17 protein-coding genes are annotated in these 20770 nt (G+C 63.8%); 7 read left to right on the top strand and 10 right to left on the bottom strand.

What is annotated here, in order from left to right:
* Positions 1–18 precede the first annotated feature (18 nt).
* Positions 19–1215, top strand: a complete 1197-nt coding sequence (locus tag JYG34_RS01295; RefSeq protein ID WP_011531707.1) for a class I SAM-dependent rRNA methyltransferase — start codon at positions 19–21, stop codon at positions 1213–1215.
* 58 nt (positions 1216–1273) lie between these two features.
* Here the strand turns inward: JYG34_RS01295 and JYG34_RS01290 are convergent, their stop codons facing one another.
* On the bottom strand, positions 1274–2947 hold the full coding sequence (locus JYG34_RS01290; RefSeq protein ID WP_213659184.1) for a DUF4153 domain-containing protein: 1674 nt from the start codon (positions 2945–2947) through the stop codon (positions 1274–1276).
* A gap of 316 nt (positions 2948–3263) precedes the next feature.
* Here JYG34_RS01290 and ilvD point away from each other — a divergent pair, with 316 nt between their 5' ends.
* Entirely contained in the window at positions 3264–5105 is a 1842-nt protein-coding gene (gene ilvD / locus JYG34_RS01285; RefSeq protein WP_213659183.1) for a dihydroxy-acid dehydratase, read from the top strand.
* Positions 5106–5162: 57 nt separating this feature from the next.
* Here the strand turns inward: ilvD and darG are convergent, their stop codons facing one another.
* The 4 genes from darG to JYG34_RS01265 all read right to left on the bottom strand — a co-directional run bounded on the left by darG (position 5163) and on the right by JYG34_RS01265 (position 8616).
* Positions 5163–6251, bottom strand: coding sequence for a type II toxin-antitoxin system antitoxin DNA ADP-ribosyl glycohydrolase DarG (gene darG, locus JYG34_RS01280; protein WP_213659182.1), 1089 nt, complete (start codon positions 6249–6251; stop codon positions 5163–5165).
* Complete coding sequence (gene darT, locus JYG34_RS01275; protein WP_213659181.1) at positions 6251–6892, bottom strand: type II toxin-antitoxin system toxin DNA ADP-ribosyl transferase DarT; 642 nt, start codon at positions 6890–6892, stop codon at positions 6251–6253. Before darT ends, darG begins: the two co-directional genes overlap by 1 nt.
* Complete coding sequence (locus tag JYG34_RS01270) at positions 6889–7470, bottom strand: DarT ssDNA thymidine ADP-ribosyltransferase family protein (RefSeq protein ID WP_213659180.1); 582 nt, start codon at positions 7468–7470, stop codon at positions 6889–6891. The genes darT and JYG34_RS01270 overlap by 4 nt, the downstream gene beginning before the upstream one ends.
* Before the next feature lie 90 nt (positions 7471–7560).
* Entirely contained in the window at positions 7561–8616 is a 1056-nt protein-coding gene (locus JYG34_RS01265; RefSeq protein WP_162042905.1) for a haloacid dehalogenase-like hydrolase, read from the bottom strand.
* 247 nt (positions 8617–8863) lie between these two features.
* On the opposite strand from JYG34_RS01265, the gene JYG34_RS01260 reads away from it, so the two are divergent.
* Positions 8864–10255, top strand: coding sequence for an L-cystine transporter (locus JYG34_RS01260; protein WP_213659179.1), 1392 nt, complete (start codon positions 8864–8866; stop codon positions 10253–10255).
* A 40-nt stretch (positions 10256–10295) separates the two neighbouring features.
* Here JYG34_RS01260 and JYG34_RS01255 read toward each other — a convergent pair whose 3' ends face one another.
* Positions 10296–10811, bottom strand: a complete 516-nt coding sequence (locus tag JYG34_RS01255) for a dihydrofolate reductase (RefSeq protein WP_213659178.1) — start codon at positions 10809–10811, stop codon at positions 10296–10298.
* 54 nt (positions 10812–10865) lie between these two features.
* Between JYG34_RS01255 and JYG34_RS01250 the strand changes: the two genes are divergently transcribed.
* From JYG34_RS01250 to JYG34_RS01240, 3 genes are all read left to right on the top strand, one after another.
* Positions 10866–12257 (top strand): DUF2868 domain-containing protein, encoded by a 1392-nt coding sequence (locus JYG34_RS01250; protein ID WP_213659177.1) that lies wholly within the window; start codon positions 10866–10868, stop codon positions 12255–12257.
* Entirely contained in the window at positions 12250–13614 is a 1365-nt protein-coding gene (locus tag JYG34_RS01245) for a GTPase/DUF3482 domain-containing protein (RefSeq protein WP_213659176.1), read from the top strand. Before JYG34_RS01250 ends, JYG34_RS01245 begins: the two co-directional genes overlap by 8 nt.
* 112 nt (positions 13615–13726) lie before the next feature.
* Positions 13727–14122, top strand: a complete 396-nt coding sequence (locus JYG34_RS01240; RefSeq protein ID WP_213659175.1) for a hypothetical protein — start codon at positions 13727–13729, stop codon at positions 14120–14122.
* Between the two features lie 66 nt (positions 14123–14188).
* Here JYG34_RS01240 and JYG34_RS01235 read toward each other — a convergent pair whose 3' ends face one another.
* From JYG34_RS01235 to JYG34_RS01220, 4 genes are all read right to left on the bottom strand, one after another.
* Complete coding sequence (locus tag JYG34_RS01235) at positions 14189–14767, bottom strand: phosphonate degradation HD-domain oxygenase (protein ID WP_434011175.1); 579 nt, start codon at positions 14765–14767, stop codon at positions 14189–14191.
* A 105-nt stretch (positions 14768–14872) separates the two neighbouring features.
* The gene (locus JYG34_RS01230) at positions 14873–15895 is read right to left on the bottom strand and encodes a putative 2-aminoethylphosphonate ABC transporter substrate-binding protein (protein WP_213659174.1); all 1023 of its coding nucleotides are present in this window, start codon (positions 15893–15895) and stop codon (positions 14873–14875) included.
* A 30-nt stretch (positions 15896–15925) separates the two neighbouring features.
* Positions 15926–17650 carry a putative 2-aminoethylphosphonate ABC transporter permease subunit gene (locus JYG34_RS01225; protein ID WP_213659173.1) on the bottom strand — a complete coding sequence of 575 codons (1725 nt, stop codon included), beginning with the start codon at positions 17648–17650 and terminating at the stop codon, positions 15926–15928.
* A gap of 1 nt (position 17651) precedes the next feature.
* Complete coding sequence (locus JYG34_RS01220) at positions 17652–18710, bottom strand: putative 2-aminoethylphosphonate ABC transporter ATP-binding protein (RefSeq protein WP_213659172.1); 1059 nt, start codon at positions 18708–18710, stop codon at positions 17652–17654.
* 378 nt (positions 18711–19088) lie between these two features.
* Here JYG34_RS01220 and JYG34_RS01215 point away from each other — a divergent pair, with 378 nt between their 5' ends.
* Positions 19089–20759: an FMN-binding glutamate synthase family protein gene (locus JYG34_RS01215; protein WP_213659171.1), complete on the top strand. Its 1671-nt coding sequence runs from the start codon at positions 19089–19091 to the stop codon at positions 20757–20759.
* The last annotated feature ends 11 nt before the right edge of the window (positions 20760–20770 follow it).

The following is a 20770-nucleotide window of genomic DNA, read 5'->3' as shown; positions in this document are numbered from 1 at the left end:
TTTTCCCGGAGCGACGTCATGTCCCTGCCCAGCCTTCGCCTCAAAGCCAATGCCGACCGCCGCCTGCGCGCCGGCCACCTGTGGGTCTACAGCAACGAAGTCGACGTCGCCGCGACCCCGCTGCAGGGCCTGAAGGCCGGCCAGCAGGCCATCCTCGAAGCCGCCAACGGCAAGCCCCTGGGCGTGGTGGCCATGAGCCCGAACAACCTGATCTGCGCCCGCCTGCTGTCACGCGACGCCAAGCTGCCGCTGGACAAGTCGCTGCTGGTGCACCGCCTGAACGTGGCCCTGTCGCTGCGCGAGCGCCTGTTCGACAAGCCGTGCTACCGCCTGGTCTACGGTGACTCCGACCTGCTCCCGGGGCTGGTGGTCGACCGCTTCTTCGACATCCTGGTGGTGCAACTGGCCTCGGCTACCATGGAAGCCCACAAGGACGACGTGATCGCCGCCCTGGTCCAGGTGCTCAAACCCAGCGGCATCCTGTTCAAGAACGACTCCGCCGCCCGCGACGCCGAAGGCCTCGAGCGCTATGTCGACACCGTCTACGGCGAAGTGCCGGACTGGGTGGCGCTGGAAGAGAACGGCGTGAAGTTCGAAGCCCCGGTGCGTGAAGGGCAGAAGACCGGCTGGTTCTACGACCACCGCATGAACCGCGCGCGCCTGGCCCCCTACGTCAAGGGCAAGCGTGTGCTCGACCTGTTCAGCTACATCGGTGGCTGGGGCGTGCAGGCCGGCGCGTTCGGCGCCAGCGAAGTGTTCTGCGTGGACGCGTCCGGCTTCGCCCTCGATGGTGTGGAGCGCAACGCCGCACTGAACGGCATCAGCGAGAAGCTGACCTGCATCGAAGGCGACGTGTTCGAGGCCCTGCGTGAACTCAAGGCCGCCGAAGAGCGCTTCGACGTGATCATCGCCGACCCGCCCGCCTTCATCAAACGCAAGAAGGACCTGAAGAACGGCGAGGCCGCCTATCGCCGCCTCAACGAACAAGCCATGCGTATGCTGAACAAGGACGGCATCCTGGTCAGCGCCTCGTGCTCGATGCACCTGCCAGAGGATGACCTGAACAACATCCTGTTGACCAGCGCCCGCCACCTGGACCGCAACCTGCAGCTGCTCGAGCGCGGCGGCCAGGGCCCGGACCACCCAGTGCACCCGGCGATCGCCGAGACCCGCTACATCAAGAGCATCACCTGCCGGTTGCTGCCCAACAGCTAAGGCGTCCGCAACAAGAAAATCCCGGCCAGGCGCCGGGATTTTTCATGCCTGTGAATGGCTACTTCTCCAACCGCAGGGACAACTCCTCGCCATTGAGGCTCAGGGTCTTGTATTTCGGCGTGACCGGTTTCATCGCCCCTTGGCGTATCTGCCTGACCAGTTCCTCGGTGTTCTCGAAATCACCGTACAGGGTGCCAATCTGGTGCCACCCGCCTTCACTGGCGAAGACGAACACGTTGGACGCGTAGACATGGCGCGGGATCATCAACACTTCGTCGCGCCCATCGCCGTCCATGTCCACCGCCCACAGGAAACAACCTTTTCCGCCGCACTGGCTCTCGGTCAAGACCTGTGTGTCGAATGCCTGGCTGTTGCGCACCGCGGCGCCCAGCCATTCGAGCTGCGGGCCACGGGGTTCTTCGACAGGCGGCTCATGCACCTTGGCCATGTTGAGCAAAAGCCGTTCGCGGCCGGCCTGGTCGAACAACTCCGGCCCTTGCAGCTGCGCCTGCAATTCATTGAATGCCGCACGCCCCGGGTCGCCCAGGCGGTAGTACAAGTGGCTGGCATCGAACTCGTCGATTGGCGTGCGTCCGCTGACCAGACGTTCGACCTGATTCTTCGCGCTCAGCGTCATCGGGTCCAGCACCGGTGTATAGAACAGCACCACCAGCAGCGCGCTGAGCAAGGCAATCCACGGGTTGCTCAGCCGCAGGCTGTTCAGCCAGGCCTGCCGTGAGCTCACCACCGCCCACACCGCCGCCAGGCTGTGCGCCACCATCACGCCCACCAACAGCATGGCCATGATGCGCGACGGGGTCAGCCCGTACTGGTCAATGCGCAACCAGCTGGCATAGGCCGCCAGGCCCACCAGCACCGGCAGGCACAACAGGCTGGCCTCGACCAGGCGCTTGAGCGGCGCAGGATAGACATTGCCTTGATGGCCATCCTGGAACACACCATTGGTCAGGAACAGGTTGATGCCTGCCAGCACCAACAGCAGAGCGGTGGAATAGCCAGTGTCCCACACGGGTTGCAGGCCGCTGAAAGGCAGCGTCAGGGTGAACACCACGGCGATCACCGCACTCAATGGCAACAGGAAGCGGCACAGTGTCAGCAGGATACCGCGCAGCAGCCCGATGACCTTTTCGTTTTCCCGGCCCATGCGCATCCCCAGGGAGAACACTACCGGCAACAGCAGGCAGAGGAACTCGGGGGCCTCCACCACATGCTTGACCTGCGGGATGCCCAGCATGGCGAACAACAGCGCGCACAGCCAAAGCAGCTGCCAGAACAGGCCCATCAGCAACTGCGCCAGGAACAGGATGAACACGTTGTTCCAGGCATGCTTGAACAGGTCCTCATAGCGTGGCCGCAGCCCTTCGCGGGTTGGCCAGGCGAGGATGAATGCAGTGCCAATGTAACCCAGCACGATGGCGGCCAGGCACCAGGTCTGCTGCAACCACCCCAGGTGCTCGAAACGGGAGAGCCAGCCACTGATACCGCTGATCAGCACGGTCAGGCCCAGTACCAGCCAGCCTGTGCCACGTTGCAGCACCGCGCTGCCCAGCAATTGCAGGTTCAGCCCCGCCACCGCCACCGCGACGCACAGAGCCACCGACAGGCTGAACCCCAGCGGTTCACCCTCTCCTTTCACGGTGATAAGTACCACCAAGCCCTGGATCAGACCGATGACGATGTAGAACAGTAAAGAGCGACTTGGCGCTGGCATTGCAAATCCTTTTGGCCAGTGGGGTAGAAGGCGCGCAAGTCTACCGAAACCTGCCCGAATCACGCCAAGGCCTTTACCTTGCGGGCTGGCGACAGCCAATTATCACAACGCCATTCCCTCGCGGGCGCGGCGGTGTAGAATCGAGCCATTCATCGCCAGACATCCCCGGCGGGTTTATGAGCTCTGGTCGAGCCTGCGGCGATCCCGCGCGGTCCTTCGACCCCCATCCGTGCCAGCGGCAACCGGCCCAGGCGTTCAGGACAAGAGAAGCTCACTCCCCTAGTTAGAGACCTGATTAAGCCGCCAGGAGTGCTTTATGCCTGATTATCGTTCCAAGACTTCCACCCAAGGCCGCAACATGGCCGGCGCCCGTGCCCTGTGGCGCGCCACCGGGATGAAGGACGAAGACTTCAAGAAACCGATCATCGCCATCGCCAACTCGTTCACCCAGTTCGTCCCGGGCCACGTGCACCTGAAGGACCTGGGCCAGTTGGTCGCCCGCGAGATCGAACGCGCCGGTGGCGTGGCGAAAGAGTTCAACACCATCGCCGTGGACGACGGCATCGCCATGGGCCACGACGGCATGCTGTACTCGCTGCCCAGCCGCGAGATCATCGCCGACGCCGTCGAGTACATGGTCAACGCCCATTGCGCCGATGCCATCGTCTGCATCTCCAACTGCGACAAGATCACCCCCGGCATGCTGATGGCCGCCCTGCGCCTGAACATCCCGGTGATCTTCGTTTCCGGCGGCCCGATGGAGGCCGGCAAAACCAAACTGGCCAGCCACGGCCTGGACCTGGTCGACGCCATGGTCATCGCCGCCGACTCCAGCGCCTCCGACGAGAAAGTCGCCGAGTACGAGCGCAGCGCCTGCCCGACCTGCGGCTCGTGCTCCGGCATGTTCACCGCCAACTCGATGAACTGCCTGACCGAAGCCTTAGGTCTCGCCCTGCCGGGCAACGGTTCGACGCTTGCCACCCACTCGGATCGCGAGCAACTGTTCCTCACCGCCGGCCGCACCATCGTCGAGCTGTGCAAGCGCTACTACGGCGAAAACGACACGTCGGTACTGCCGCGCAGCATCGCCAACTTCAAGGCGTTCGAGAACGCCATGATGCTCGACATCGCCATGGGCGGCTCGACCAACACCATCCTGCACCTGCTGGCTGCGGCCCAGGAAGCGGAAGTGGACTTCGACCTGCGCGACATCGATCGCCTGTCGCGCAAAGTGCCGCAGCTGTGCAAGGTGGCGCCGAACATCCAGAAGTACCACATGGAAGACGTGCACCGCGCCGGCGGCATCTTCAGCATCCTCGGCTCGCTGGCCCGCGGCGGCCTGCTGCACACCGACCTCCCTACCGTGCACAGCCGCAGCATGGAAGAAGCCATCGCCAAATGGGATATCACCCAGACCAATGACGAAGCCGTGCACACCTTCTTCAAGGCAGGCCCGGCCGGCATCCCGACGCAGACCGCGTTCAGCCAGTCGACCCGCTGGGACACGCTGGACGACGACCGCGCCGAAGGCTGCATCCGCAGCGTCGAGCACGCTTATTCGCAGGAAGGCGGCCTGGCCGTGCTGTACGGCAACATCGCGCAAGATGGTTGCGTGGTGAAGACCGCCGGCGTGGATGACTCGATCCTGGTGTTCGAAGGCAACGCGAAGATCTTCGAGAGCCAGGACAGCGCCGTGCGCGGCATCCTCGCCGACGAGGTGAAAGCCGGCGACATCGTCATCATCCGCTACGAAGGCCCGAAAGGCGGCCCGGGCATGCAGGAAATGCTCTACCCGACCTCGTACCTGAAGTCGAAAGGCCTGGGCAAGGCTTGCGCCCTGCTCACCGACGGCCGCTTCTCCGGCGGCACCTCGGGCCTGTCCATCGGCCACGCTTCGCCGGAAGCGGCGGCGGGCGGCGCGATCGGCCTGGTGCGCGATGGCGACAAGGTGCTGATCGATATCCCCAACCGTTCGATCAACCTGCTGGTCAGCGATGACGAGCTGGCCGCACGTCGCGTCGAACAGGACAAGAAGGGCTGGAAACCAGCTGAAGTGCGGCCACGCAAAGTGACCACCGCGCTGAAGGCCTACGCGCTGCTGGCCACCAGTGCCGACAAGGGCGCGGTGCGCAACAAGGCAATGCTCGACGGGCTGTGAGGCTTTGAAGGCATAAAAAAACCGGCGCCTGGTGCGCCGGTTTTTCTTTCTGGTGTATCAATGTACTTGCACTACGCCTTGAGCCTGGAAAACCGAGAGTTTTTTTAGCGCAGTTGCCAAAGAGTCGTCATCGAAGAGGGCATTCTTGCGGGCAGCTGCTTCCTTCCCACCTGACCAATTCTGCAACCCTTCCCGAATAGCATCGACCGTTGGTGCCACCCCATCCCGATGAAGCATCCAGTCGACCGTGGCCAGAAGCTCCATACCAAATGGAGACTCAAAGCCATCAATCAGCTCAGCCGTAAACTCCAACGCAGGTAAATGGACCTTAGCCTCACTTTGCAAGTAAGTATCAACGAAAGCCTTCCGACCCTCATCGAACCAGATCACATCCAAAGGGCCAGCATCACCGATACGCTTGTCACAATGGAGATAACTACCATCGAGATTATTCAGTAGATGCTCCAGTCGGTTAGTATAAGGACCGTATTTGTGAGCACTGAACTGCAGGTTGAGCGGGTTGTCATCAGGGGTGAAGCACTCGATTGAGCGTTCCAGGAACCACGCCAGCTTCTGGATCTCCAGCAAGCTGCACTCCATGCCAAGTACCCAATAACGACGCACCAGCTCGGCTATGAGCGCTCGGGCAGGGGTAAGCTTCTCGACCCCTGTGCGCTTCGAGACATTTTGATACTTGCTCGTGGGCTCGAATACGAGCACGTCAGCATCCAGATCCCCCAGCACCACTTCAATCTGTTCGCGCACAGCAGCCCAAGGCAACCCGCCATTACCCGCCCCCAGTGGAGGGATTGCTATGGACCTCACGTCATTGGCAAGAATGAAGCTCCGCAAGTCATGAAGGCCATCTGTGATCCAGGCAAGCTGTGATGGAGAACGCCAATGACGCTTGGTCGGAAAATTCACGACCCAGCGCGGGCCGTCCAGCTCACGAACCTCGGTGATGAACATCTTTCCAGTGACAACTTCGTCCGCTTTGCAGGCAGCCGCATACAGGCGATAGTTCTCAACAAAGCGCTCTTTGAACATCAGCGCAATGCCTTTACCCATCACCCCAACGGTGTTGACTGTGTTAACCAGCGCTTCGGCCTTGGCCTCCAGCAGGTTACCTTGCGTAAAGCGAATCATCAGAAATACCACCCAGGTCGAGCATGCACGGGAAGATCCAGCTGACGTTGCCGGACCTCCTGATCAACACGACGTTGCAAAGCTTCGTTGTAGCAGACAATCCCTAGAAGGCCAGCGACTGGAACGTGCCCGTGGATCAGGGCTTCAGCCTGATAGCGTTCCATTTTTCGTGGATCGTCTGGGTCACGCTTGAAATCTCTGGACTGCAAGATCTGCCAGTCGATCTTGTCCAGATGCTCCAGGTCGCTGTAGTAGCCTGCCCAGTCCGGATACGCATGAGCATCGGTAAAGACAAAGGGCAGCCCCAGGGACCGCACATGGTACAGGCTGGAGACAAGAATCACGATCTCCTCATTCCGACGTTGCTGTACTCCCCGTCCTGAATGGATGTTTTTCATCATCACGGAGAACGGTGTGAAGTAGAACGGCACGTAGTCTGCCAGCGTCCCACCGGGATGGATGGGCACCGCTCGCCTGGAACGCTTGCTGATCAGGTCAGGATTACCAATTCCGACGTAGCCACTGGAGAGGTTCACTCTGGAAACCGCACACAAGCCGTTGTCCAGTAGCCACGGGAGGTTATCGCGGTGGACGACTCGCCAGATCAGGGCTTTGCTTGGGTTAAGTCTGGTATACGTCATCTGGCAGGGAACATATTCCTATTGGCATCAATCCAGAGGTTCCTGAACCCGGCAGCCACAGCTTGCGCCCTTACGTCCCCAAAAACTTCATCAGAGGGTGTGTAGATTTTTGCGAACTGGGAAACCGGGACGGGCCCAGGAGCAAGACATTCTGCCATACAGACGTGCTTGCATTCCTGATCATGGTAATCCCGTCGGTCCATAAGGTCCCAATCGATAGCGTCGAAACCTTCGTCATACCCTAGCAGCTCGAATCGACTGCCCGACAGCGGATGTCGAGCGATGACGCTCCAGTTATGTGTCTGGGCATGACTTCTTTCCACAGCGATCAGTACAAATTCTTCATCAGGCCGATCCTGATAGACCCTTCCATCAAAAGGATTCTTGGCAAACCAATGGAAGGGCACATACTGCTCAAGGCCTTGTTGACGGCGGCCCAGAATGATCTCTGCGTCAGCAATATCGGCAAATTCCTCCTCATCCAACACAGTCCGTGGAAGCAGCCCGCGCTGAAAAATCGAGGAGACGTTTGCAACACTTGTAAGGTGATAGAGAAATCGTTGAGTACGAATTGCCATACTAATGCGACCCTAATAATGCCATTAAGACACCACTGACATTGGATCCAAAGCAACAGTTGGCACAAGCCGAATTCGTACTCAAGATCCTTATTGAATCTGCTCCGGCGTCACGATCACCCAGTTCTTGTCCGCCGTCACCGGCAACCCCTCCTTGGCCTGGGCCGCCGCATGCTTGGCGATCATCCCGTTCAGCTGGTCCATGTACTTGGCCTTGCGGTTTATCCACAGGTGGATACCGCCCTTGCCCACATCGACGCTGTGGAACTGCATGTAGCCATCGCTGGTCGGGGTGTCGCCACCCACCAGTACCGGTTTCTTCCACTCATCGATATAGGTCAGGATCGCCGCTTGCTTGCCGGCCATCCAGGTTGCAGGTGTCCACAGGTAAGGGGTCAGTTCCAGGCCTTCGTTGGCCTTGGGATCGTAGTGCCCGGCGGTAATCTGCTTGCGCGCGGTGGTCAGTTGACCATTGGCGCGGTCCTTGAGCAACAGGCTCACACCGATCACGTTCTCGGGTTTGACGTTGTAGCCGTACTTCGGATCGGCGGCGACCATGCGCACCAGCTCTTCCGAAGCCGCGGAAATCACGTACACCTCGATGCCGTTCTCCATCAGCTTGTTGTACAGCTCGGCCTGGCCGGTGAACACCTTGGGTGGCTGCACCTCGATGGTCTTGACCTGGTCACCCTCGAAATAGGTGCTGGGGATCGGCTTGCCCGAGGCCATCAACTCGTCGACCTGCTGCTTCAGCTCCTTGAGCGTGAACCCCGAGAACACCTGGGCCACCCAGGGGTAGCAGACCATGTCGTCGATTTCGCACAGGCGGTAGTAGTAGCTGAACAGGCTCTCCTTGTGCTCGGCGGTATCCTTGAACGGGATCAGCTTGAGCGAGGGGTCGAGCTTGTCGCGGGTCAGCAGGCCCTTGTTCTCCATGAACGGCAGCAGCGCCTCCTCGAGGTCGAAGCGGTAGCTGGTGTTGTCCATGTCGAATACCGCGTAGTTACCCTTGTTGGCGTTGGCGGCAATCATCGCGTCGAGCTTCTGGGCGGCCTCGGCCGGCCAGTGCTTGAGCTCGGTGGCCGCCCAGCTGCTGGCACTCAGCAACAGGGCCAGGCCGCCGGCAAGGATTCTCGGAGCAGACATCATGTGCGGTTCTCCCAAAGACGTGGCCGCTCAACCCTATGCCTGATTTGTGACAGGCAGGCGCTCGCGACCGACGTCGAGGCAACCGCAAACGCCATGTTCGTTGCCAATTGCGACAAAGCGTTATTCCATAAACGACTATGCAAATTACTTTTAGGTATAAATTCGTTTGTTTTCAGGCTGTTAGCATTTCCGTTCGTAATCGCTCACAGAGGCGATGCCTCTTCCGCCTTTTCCTGGAGCTTCAATGAACCTGCCGCTGTCACTCAACCTGCTGGCGTTCCTGGCCCTGTTGCTGGGCCTGGCGCAAACCCGCCGCACCGACTGGAGCCTGGCCAAGAAAGTGCTGCTGGGCCTGGTGCTGGGCGTGGTGTTCGGCCTGGCCCTGCACACGGTCTACGGTGCCGGCAACCCAGTACTGAAAGCCACCCTGGCCTGGCTCGACCTGGTCGGCAACGGCTATGTCGGCTTGCTGCAGATGATCGTCATGCCGCTGATCTTCGCCTCGATCCTCAGCGCCGTGGCCCGCCTGCACAACGCCTCCTCGCTGGGCCGCATCAGCGTGCTGAGCATCGGCACCTTGCTGCTGACCACCGCCATCGCCGCGCTGATCGGTATCGCCCTGACCAACCTGTTCGGCCTGAGCGCCGAGGGGCTGGTGGCCGGCGCCCAGGAAAGCGCCCGCCTGCAAGCCATCAACAGCGACTACGCGGGCAAGGTCGCCGACCTCAACATCCCGCAGCTGCTGCTGTCGTTCGTGCCGACCAACCCGGTGGGCGACCTGGCCCGGGCCAAGCCGACCTCGATCATCAGCGTGGTGATCTTCGCCGTGTTCCTGGGCCTGGCGGCCTTGCAACTGATCAAGGACGACAAGGACAAGGGCCAGCGCGCACTGTCGGCCATCGACGTGCTGCAGGCCTGGGTGATGCGCCTGGTGCGCCTGGTGATGAAGCTCACCCCCTATGGCGTGCTGGCATTGATGACCAAGGTGGTCGCCAGCTCCAACCTCGAGGACATCCTCAAGCTGGGCAGCTTCGTGGTGGTGTCGTACATCGGCCTGGGCCTGATGTTCGTGGTCCACGGGGTGATCCTGGCGCTGACCGGCGTCAGCCCGCTGCGCTTCTTCCGCAAGGTGTGGCCGGTGCTGACCTTCGCCTTCACCAGCCGCTCCAGCGCCGCCAGCATCCCGCTGAACATCGAGGCGCAGACCCTGCGCCTGGGCGTGCCGCAGTCGATCGCCAGCTTCAGCGCCTCGTTCGGCGCGACCATCGGCCAGAACGGCTGCGCCGGCCTGTACCCGGCGATGCTCGCGGTGATGGTCGCCCCGGCGGTGGGCATCGATACCTTCGACCCGCTGTGGATCGCCACCCTGGTAGCCATCGTCACCCTGAGCTCGGCCGGTGTGGCCGGGGTGGGCGGCGGCGCGACCTTCGCCGCGTTGATCGTGCTGCCGGCCATGGGCCTGCCGGTCGAGCTGGTGGCCTTGCTGATCTCGGTGGAGCCGCTGATCGACATGGGCCGCACGGCGTTGAACGTGAACGGCTCGATGACCGCGGGCGTGGTCACCAGCCAGTTGCTCAAGCAGACCGACCAGCAGGTGCTGGGCGGGGACGAGCATGCCGAGTTGAACCATTCCTGAGGCCTTGCCGGTGAAAGGGCTGCAAAGCAGCCCCAACACCTCAGCCCCTGTCCCAGACCTCGAAGTGATAGACCGGCTTGCCCTCTTCAGCCTGTGGCGCGCTGGACGACAATTGCCACTGTTCTTTGTCGAACTCGGGGAACCAGGCATCCCCCTCTGGCGACAACTCGACCCGGGTCAGGTACATCCGGCTCACCAGCCCCTTCTCCAGCGCCTGCCCATACAACTGCGCACCACCGATCAGCATCAGCTCATCGACACCCTGTTCCCGCGCCCACTGTTCGGCGCGCACCAGCGCCGCTTCCAGCGAAGCGAACACCTCGGCACCGGCCAGCTCCAGGCCAGGCTGGCGGCTGACGACGATATTCAACCGCCCCGGCAGTGGCCGCCCCAGCGAGTCCCAGGTCTTGCGCCCCATGATGATCGGCTTGCCCAGGGTGGTGGCCTTGAAGTACTTGAAATCCCCCGGCAGGTGCCAGGGCATGGAGTTGTCGATGCCGATCACACGGTTCTCGGCGAGCGCCGCGATCAGGCTGAGGGGGAGTGATGTATTCATGCCGGCGAGGATAGCACCGGGCACGTGGGTTATGCTTCTGCCCTGACCTGTGCAATGGAAGACCTCGTGACCGCACCGACTCCACTCGACAAACGCTGGCTCACCGAAGCGGTGCGCCTGCGCGAAGAGCACGCCGGCCCCCTGGAGGACCAGGAAGCCAACCGCCGCGCCCGCCAGCAGGGCGGCGACCTGGCGGTACGCATCGAAACCCGCGCCCTGTGGCTGGCCGAACGCGACGGCATGGCCACCGCGCTGCGCCACTGGAAGCAGGGCGCGCGCCTGGCCCTGCTGGCGTTGATGCTGCTGGCCATGTTCAGCGGCGCCGGGCTGGGCCTGGCGGCCCTGGGCGATGGGCAACGTCCGGTGAACGTGTTCTGGGCCTTGGGCAGCCTGCTCGGGCTCAACCTTTTGCTGCTGCTTGGCTGGGCCCTGGGTTTCTTCTTCGGCGGCGAACAAGGTGCCGCCTTGGGGCGGTTTTGGCTGTGGCTCAGCGAACGCTTGGCCCGCGACGCCCAGGCCGCGCAACTGGCCCCGGCACTGCTGGTGCTGCTGCAACGCCAACGCCTGAACCGCTGGCTGCTTGGCGTGCTGGTGCATGGCCTGTGGCTGCTGGCGATGGGTGCGGCACTGGGGATGTTGCTGGCCCTGCTGGCGACCCGGCGCTACGGCTTCGTCTGGGAAACCACGCTGCTCGCCGCCGAGCCCTTCATCGCCCTCACCCAGGCCCTGGGCGCCCTGCCCTCGCTGCTGGGCTTCAGCGTGCCGGACGAGGCGATGATTCGCGCCAGCGGCGCCACCCTGCCGAGCCTGGACCTGGCTCGCCAAGCGTGGGCCGGCTGGCTGCTTGGCGTGGTGCTGGTCTACGGCCTGCTGCCGCGCCTGGCATTGGCTGCGCTGTGCCTGTGGCGCTGGCGCCAGGGCCGCGAGCGCCTGTCACTCGACCTCAACCTGCCCGGCTACGCCCAGTTGCGCGACGCCCTGATGCCCCGCAGCGAGCGCATCGGCGTGCAGGATGCCGCCCCCGATGCGTTGCCGCGCTTCGAGGCCGGCCAACTGGAAAGCGGCAGCAGCGGCGCCTTGCTGGTCGGCCTGGAGCTGGATGATCAGCGCCCCTGGCCGCCGGCCCTGCCCAAGGCCGTGACCGATGCCGGCGTGCTCGACAGCCGCGAATCACGCAACAAGCTGCTCGAACAGCTCAGCCGCTTCCCGCCCGCCCGCCTGGCCATCGCCTGCGACCCTCGCCGCTCGCCGGACCGTGGCAGCCTGGCGCTGCTCGCCGAGCTGGCGCGCAATGCCGGCGCCACGCGCATCTGGCTGCTTCAGGCGCAACCCGGCCAGGCGCTGGACGCCGCACGGCTGGGCGACTGGCACGAAGCACTCGACCGCCTGGGCCTGCCCCACGCCGACACCTCGCCGCTGACCTGGCTGGAGCATGGCCATGACTGAGCCACTGAAACTGGCCGTGGTCGGCCACACCAACGTCGGCAAGACTTCGCTGCTGCGCACCCTGACCCGCGACGTGGGCTTTGGCGAGGTCTCCCACCGCCCCAGCACCACACGCCATGTCGAGGGTGCTCGGCTTTCGGTCGATGGCGAGCCGTTGCTGGAGCTGTACGACACCCCTGGCCTGGAAGACGCCATTGCCCTGCTCGACTATCTGGAGCGTCTGGAACGCCCGGGCGAACGCCTGGACGGCCCGGCCCGCCTGGAGCGCTTCCTCCTGGGCAGCGAGGCGCGCCAGCGCTTCGAGCAGGAAGCCAAGGTGCTGCGCCAGTTGCTGGCGAGCAATGCCGGCCTGTATGTGATCGACGCGCGCGAACCGGTGCTGGCCAAGTACCGCGACGAGCTGGAAGTGCTGGCCGGCTGCGGCAAGCCACTGCTGCCGGTGCTCAACTTCGTCGCCAGCAGCCAGCACCGCGAGCCGGAATGGCGCGAAGCCCTTGCCCGGCTTGGGCTTCACGCGTTGGTGCGGTTCGACAGCGTGGCCCCACCCGAAGACGGCGAGCGTCGCCTGTACGAAAGTCTCGCCCTGCTGCTGGAAGACGCCCGCCCCGCCCTGCAACGGCTGATCGACGACCAGCAGGCCCAGCGCCTGGCCCGCCAGCACAGCGCCAAGCGCCTGATCGCCGAGTTGTTGTTGGACTGCGCCGCCTGCCGGCGCAGCGTCGAGACCGAGCCTGCCGCCGAGGCGCGGGCCATCGAAGCCCTGCGCCAAGACGTACGCCAGCGCGAGCAGCGCTGTGTCGAGGCGCTGCTCAAGCTCTACGCTTTCCGCCGCGAGGACGCCCAGGCCGGTGATCTGCCGTTGCTGGATGGGCGCTGGGGCGATGATCTGTTCAATCCCGAAACCTTGAAACTGCTGGGGGTGCGCCTGGGCAGCGGGGTGGCGGCCGGAGCAGCGGCCGGCGCCGGGGTGGACCTGCTGGTCGGCGGCCTGACCCTGGGTGCCGCAGCCCTGGCGGGCGCCATCGCCGGGGGGGCGCTGCAGACCGCGCGCAACTACGGCTCACGCTTGATGGGCAAGCTCAAGGGGCAGCGCGAGTTGACGGTGGACGACACAGTGCTGCGCCTGCTGGCGCTGCGTCAGCAGCAGTTGATGGTGGCGCTGGAAAGCCGAGGGCACGCGGCGCAGGACAGCATTCGCCTGCCCGGACCAGATGAGAAAGCCTGGCGGGAAGGCAAGCTGCCGGAGGCGTTGAGCAAGGCACGGGCACATCCACAATGGTCGACGCTCAACCCTCAGGCCAAGATGAATCAGGCGCAGCGGCAACACCAGTTGGAAGTACTCAGCGCACAACTTTGAAATTCTGCATCCTGGCGCATGAACTTGCACCTGACATTTTTGCCAGCTGGTTCAATAAAGTGGCAGACCTAGAATCAAGCTCTCTTCGGCTAGCCACATGAGGTATATAGCAATGAGCTTGAAACTGACGTCGAGTGAGCACTTCTTCAATGCCTACATCGAACAATTCCAGGGAGATGGGGTTATCACCCCCGTCGAAAGCATTCAGATTCGTAAGTCCGCCGATACTGAGATTGAAGTGTTGATCGACAGCCTGAAAACCCATGTGAACGAAGTACTCAAAAAAGAGCAAAAGCCTGAGTTGGACTGGCCGCTCAGGCGCTTGCAAATGACTTGTGACATCCTCGTGGAGGACTTGCAATTCCTCGCCAAACTGATGCGTAACGCTTCGCTGGACGAGGAAACCATCGGACAGATCCGCTCGGCGGTCGAGCACCAGTTGACCTATGTGGTGTTCGCCAACAACTCATCTGTCGCACGGGTAAAGGCGTTGAAAAAATCACTCTGATTCCACCACTGCTGGTACTTCCGGCGTACTCATAAGCTGGGAGTACCCTCAGCCTCACCGATGCCTTCAATCGAACGTCTGAAGCAAGGCCAAAGCTTTGTCTTTCAACACTGCGAGATCCATCACCGGCACCTCAACCTCCTTGGCCATCTCGTCCCATTCACGCATGCGCAAGCTGACGGCAAACAACGGATCCTTCTCGAACGCATCGGCCTCGGCGTCGCTCATCACCCCGCCTTGGTACGCCAGCGTACGCCGGCTCGCCTCGCTCAACCGCTCGTAGTACCCCGGCTGGCGCAGGGTGAGGTAGCGCTTGGCCTCGACGTGGTATTGCACCAGCCGCGCCATGCGCTCGCCAAAACCGCAGCGACGCAGGTATTCGGCACCGATGCGCTCATGGCTGACCACGCCGTAACCGCCCATGTCCTCGCCTTCGCAGAGGTGGCCGATGTCGTGGAAGAAGGCGGCGAGGACCACTTCATCGTCGTAGCCCTCGGCCATGGCCAACTGCGCGGCCTGGGACATGTGCTCGAGCTGGGTGATGGCCTCGCCGATGTAGTCGGCGCTGCCGTGGCGTTCATAGAGGGCGAAGGTGGCCCGGATGATCTGCTCGGGGGTAGGCACTGGCATGCTCCTGATGTGCATGGAATGTTCGCCTGTAGGAGCGGCTTCAACCGCGATCACCCGCGAAATGGGTGCCAACCGCATCGCGGCTGAAGCCGCTCCTACAGCGAATCGAGGCCGCAGGTCTTACTGCTGCGCAACCTTCTCCGACTTGCCGTCATAGCGTTTGCGCCACTCGCTGAGGATCTCGTCACGGTTTTTCGAGGCCCAGGCAAAGTCGTTCTTGATCAGGCGCTGCTCGTAATCGGCCGGCAGTTCGGTCTGCGGCTTGGCGATCCCCGGCGCGGCGAGCACGGCGAAGTTCTCCTTGTACAGCTCCATGGCCACGGGGCTGGCGGAGAAATCGGCCAGGCGCTTGGCCGCATCGGCTTTCGGCGACCCCTTGATCACGGCGGTGGCCTCGATCTCCCAGCCCAGGCCTTCCTTCGGCAGCACGATGTCCAGCGGCGCGCCCTGGCGCTTGAGCTGCACAGCCGGGTATTCGAACGAGATGCCGATCGGGAACTCACCGGCCGCCGCCAGCTTGCAGGGTTTGGAACCGGAATGGACATACTGCCCGATGTTCTGGTGCAGGGCGTCCATGTAGGCCCAGCCCTGGGGCTCACCAAAGGTCTGCAACCAGGCGCTCACGTCGAGGAAGCCGGTGCCGGAGGATGCCGGGTTGGGCATGACGATCTTGCCCTTGTACTCGGGCTTGGTCAGGTCCTGCCAACTCAGCGGTTTGCTCAGGCCCTGCTTTTCGGCTTCGACGGTGTTGAAGCAGATGGTCGCGGCCCACACGTCCATGCCCACCCAGGCCGGCGGGTTGGCGGTGTCGCGGTAGTTGCTGGAAATCTTGCCCAGGTCCTTCGGCGCATAGGCTTCAAGCATGCCGTTCTGGTCGAGGATGGCCAGGCTGGAGGCCGCCAGGCCCCACACCGCGTCGGCCTGCGGGCGCTCTTTCTCGGCCAGCAGCTTGGCGGTGATGATGCCGGTGGAGTCGCGCACCCACTTGATCTCGATGTCGGGGTTGGCCTTTTCGAAGGCCTGCTTGTAGCTCTTGAGCTGCTCGGCCTCCAGGGCGGTGTAGACGGTCAGCTGGGTAGCGGCCGAAGCCTGCAGGCTGAAGACGGCGGATACGGCAGCGGCAAGTGCGAGGGGCTTGAACATGATGCGGTTCCTATCAGTGTGGGCAGTCGGTCAATGGCCGGGAGCGCGTTGGCGCCAGGCCTGGGAGCGGCGCAGCAGGCCGCGTGAAGCGCCGGCCAGCAGCAGCGAGGCGGCGGCACTGGTCAGCAGGATCAGGGTGGACATGGCAGCGGCGCCGCCGACGTTGCCGGCGTCGTCCATGTTCAGCACGGCGACGGCGGCGAGGATGGTGTCGGGGCTGTAGAGGAAGATCGCCGCCGACACGGTGGTCATCGCCGAGACGAACAGGTAGCGGATGATGTCCAGCAGCGCCGGCAGGCAGATCGGCACGGTGACCCGCATGAAATGCTTGTACAGCGGCGCCTTGAGCGACAGCGCGGCGGCCTCGAACTCGCCGTCGAGCTGGCGCAGGGCGGTGGTGGCGGTCATCTGCGCGGTGGTCAGGTAGTGGGCGATGGTGCACACCACCAGCAGCGTCATGCTGCCGTAGAACACGTGCAGCGGGTTGCCGTTGAGGTTGAAGAAGAACACGTAGCCCAGGCCCAGTACCAGGCCAGGGACCGCCATGGGGATGAAGCTGAGCAGGCGCAGCAACTGGTTGAGCAGGCGCTGGCCCTGGGTCTTCTCCATCAGGTAGGCGCCGCTGAAGATCACCACGCTGCCGATCAGCGCGGTGCCGATGGCCATGGTCACGCTGTTGCGGTAGGCCAGCCAGCCGCCACCGGCGGTGTCGTCGAACAGGTAGTGCTTGAACGACAGCGACAGGTTGTAGGGCCAGAATTTGACCAGCGACGAGTACACCGCCATGCCGATCACCCCCAGCAACGCCGCGCACACCAGCAATACGAGGGCCAGGTAGCAGCCGTCGCGCAGCTTCGACGGCTTGGGCTCGAACACCTGGGCGCGGCCGCTCATGGCCTCGCCCTGGCGGCGGCGCAGCCAGGCGTCGACGGCGAAGCTCAGTAGCGCCGGCACCAGCAGCACCATGCCGATCAACGCGCCACGGCCGAACTGCTGCTGGCCCACCACCGCCTTGTAGGCTTCCAGCGCCAGTACCTGGTAATCACCGCCGACCACCACGGGCACGCCGAAATCGGTGATGGTCAGGGTGAATACCAGGCACAACGCGGCGAATACCGCCTGGCGCGTGGCCGGCCAGGTGATGCTGAAGAACGCCCGGGCGGGGCCGGCGCCCATGCTCGACGCCGCGTCGAACAGCCGTGCGTCGGCCAGTGACAACGCCGAGAGCAGAATCATCAGCGCATGGGGGAAGGTGTAGATGGCCTCGCCGAGGACGATGCCCCAGAAGCCGTAGATATTGTCGCTGAGCAGCCCGCGCAGCAGCCCCTGGTTACCGAACAGGTACACCAGCGCGATGGCCGGCAGCATCGATGGCGCCAGCAATGGCAGCAGTGAGATCCCCCGCCACAGGCCCTTGGCCGGAATCAGCGTGCGCTGCAGGGCGTAGGCGAACAGGTAGGCCAGCGGCACCACGATGGCGGCGACGGTGAAAGCCACCGCCAGGCTGTTGCCCAGCAGCCAGTGGAAGTTGGCGCTGGCGAACAGCTCGCGAGCGGCCTCCAGGCCACCGCCCTGCCCGGCATCGCCACTAAGGCCACGCCAGAAGATCGCCAGCAACGGCATCAGCACCGCCAGCATCAGCAGGATCAGCAGCAGGCTCTTGCCACCGACGACGAACAACCGGTCACCCAGGGCGACACCCTCTTGCGGCGCGGCCTTGGCGTGGGCGAGCGGCAGGGTCATTGGCGCGGCCATCTCAGGCGAACACCTGCAGGCTCTGCGGCGGCAGGGCCACCCAGATATCCTGCGAGCCCAGGCGCGGCATGGCTTCCGGCGCCAGTTCCGCAAGCAGTGCATGGCCCGGCAGCGCCTTGAACTCGAAGCTCATGCGGCAGCGGTTGCCGAGGAAGGTGATCTCGCGGACCTTGGCCGGGAACAGGTTCTCTTCATGCACCACCGGGTTGACGGTGATCGCCTCGGGGCGGCAGAACAGTCGGCCACTGCTGGCGTTGCCGGCATTCGGTGCAAGGCGCATGTTCATGCCGCCGACCTGGGCGAGGCTGTCGCCACGGCGCTGGAACGGCAGCCAGTTGCCCTGGCCGACGAACTCAGCGACGAACGGCGTGGCCGGCCGGTCGTAGATTTCCTGGGGCGTGGCGTACTGCTCGACCTGGCCATTGTTCATCACGGCGATGCGGTCGGCCATCAGCATGGCCTCGTCCTGGTTGTGGGTGACCATCAGCGTGGTGATGCCCAGCTGGCGTTGCAGCTGACGCAGCTCGGTGCACAGGTGCTCGCGGACCCGGGCATCGAGCGCCGACATCGGCTCGTCCAGCAGCAGCAGCGAGGGCGACGGCGCCAGGGCGCGGGCCAGGGCCACGCGCTGTTGCTGGCCGCCAGAGAGTTGGCCGGGGTATTTCTTCTCGCTGCCCGCCAGGCCCACCAGTTCGAGCATCTCGGCGACCCGCTGGCGCGACGCCCCGCGGCTGCTACCGGTCAGGCCGTAGGCGATGTTGGCTTCGACAGTGAGGTTGGGAAACAGCGCGTAGGACTGGAACAGGATGCCGTAGTCACGGGCCTGGGGCGGCAGTTCGGAGATGTCGCGCTCGCCGATGTACAGGGCGCCGCGGTCCTGGCGCTCGAGGCCGGCGATGCAGCGCAGCAGGGTGGTCTTGCCACAGCCCGACGGGCCGAGCAGGCACACCAGCTCACCAGCGGCGATGTCCAGGGACACGTCGTTGAGCGCGGCGAAGGCACCGAAGCGCTTGTGGATGCCGCGCACTTTCATCTGCGCGCCCGGGGTGGCGTTGTTCATGGCAGGTCCTCATCGAAGCGATGGGGCCATGCTAGGAAGGGTATACGAAGGTTCTGTGGCGTTGGGGCAAAAGCGGGTGATAGTGATATAGGCAGATTTTGTAGTGGCGCGCTTGCAATCGGGCGCCGCCGCGCGGCGCATCGCGGATGAATCCGCTCCTACAGGCAGCCGAAAAATCGCGTCGACGAACAACCTCATGGTCACGTTGCAACGAATGTAGGAGCGGATTTATCCGCGATGCGCCGCACAGGCGGCGCTCGGTCTCCCAGGCACTGCACCTCTCCCGCCTAACCCGTAATAGTCTTTTACCGATTCCCCAGGTTTTCCAGCCCATGGCTTTACCTATCCTACGCAGGTCATCCCGCCTGCGATGGACCCATGAAAGACTCGCTCCCCAGCCGCTACGCCTGCCTGGCCGCATGCCTCATCTTCACCGCCGCCAGCGCCCCCTTCCTGCCTGCGCACCCCTGGTTATGGCCGTTCACCCTGGTCAGCGCCCTGCTCAGCCTGGTCGGCCTCAACGACCTGCGCCAAAGCCACCACGCGGTGCGGCGCAACTACCCGATCCTGGGCAACATTCGCTACCTGATCGAGACCATCCGCCCGGAAATCCGCCAGTACCTGATCGAAGGCGACGATGACAAGCTGCCGTTCTCCCGCGCCCAGCGCTCGCTGGTCTATGCCCGGGCCAAGAACGAAAGCGCCGAGAAAGCCTTCGGCACACTCAACGACGCCTACAAGCCCGGTTTCGAGTTCATCAGCCATTCGATGCTGCCAGTACCGATGGCCAACCCCGCCTCGTTCCGCGTCCGTATCGGTGGGCCGCAGTGCACCCAGCCGTATTCGGCGTCGATCTTCAACATCTCGGCCATGAGCTTCGGCGCCCTCAGCGCCAACGCCATCGGCGCGCTGAACAAAGGCGCGCGCCTGGGCCGCTTTGCCCACGATACCGGCGAGGGCAGCATCAGCCCCTATCACCGTGAGCACGGCGGCGACCTGATCTGGGAGATCGGCAGCGGCTATTTCGGCTGCCGCACCGAGCATGGCCACTTCGACCCCGAGCGCTTCGCCGTGCAGGCTCGCGACGGCCAGGTGAAGATGATCGAGATCAAGCTCAGCCAGGGCGCCAAGCCCGGCCATGGCGGTATTCTGCCGGGGCACAAGGTCAGCGCCGAGATCGCCGCCACCCGCGGCGTGCGCGAGGGCGAGGACTGCATTTCGCCGGCCGCCCACAGCGCCTTCCGCACCCCCGTGGAGCTGCTGCGTTTCGTCGCCCGGCTGCGCGAGCTGTCCGGCGGCAAGCCGGTGGGCTTCAAGTTCTGCCTGGGGCACCCGTGGGAGTTCATGGGCATCGCCAAGGCCATGCTGGCCACCGGCATCACCCCGGACTTCATCGTCGTCGACGGCAAGGAGGGCGGCACCGGCGCGGCGCCCCGGGAGTTCTCCGACAACATGGGCGTGCCGCTGCGCGACGGGTTGATGTTCGTGCACAACACCCTGGTGGGCCTGAACCTGCGCGAACGTATCCGCATCGGCGCGGCGGGCAAGCTGGTCAGCGCCTTCGACATCGCCAGCGTGCTGGCCATCGGCGCCGACTGGGTCAACTCGGCGCGCGGTTTCATGTTCGCCATCGGCTGCATCCAGTCGCAGAGCTGCCATACCAACAAGTGCCCGACCGGCGTGGCCACCCAGGACCCGCTGCGCCAGCGGGCGCTGGTGGTGCCGGAAAAGGCCGAGCGGGTGGCCAGCTTCCATCGCAACACCTTGCACGCCCTGGCCGAAATGCTCGCCGCCGCCGGGCTTGCGCACCCTTCCGAGCTCAAGCCCAAGCACCTGGCGCGGCGCATCAGCGCCAGCGAGATCAGCCTGTTTTCACAGCTGCACACCTTCCTCAAGCCGGGAGAATTACTCAGCGGCACGATCGACAGCGAGTTCTACGCACGGATGTGGCGAATGGCGCGCAGTGACAGCTTCGCGCCGGAGACGGGAGAAATCGAGGTGGCGCCGGCAGTGATCGCCAAGCCCCGGAAAGCAACAACCCCGGCATAGGCCGGGGTTGT

This window comes from Pseudomonas entomophila, from assembly GCF_018417595.1.
GTDB lineage: Bacteria > Pseudomonadota > Gammaproteobacteria > Pseudomonadales > Pseudomonadaceae > Aquipseudomonas > Aquipseudomonas entomophila_C.
The sequence above is the reverse complement of the archived record's forward strand: the minus strand, read 5'-3'. Positions and strand labels throughout refer to the sequence as shown.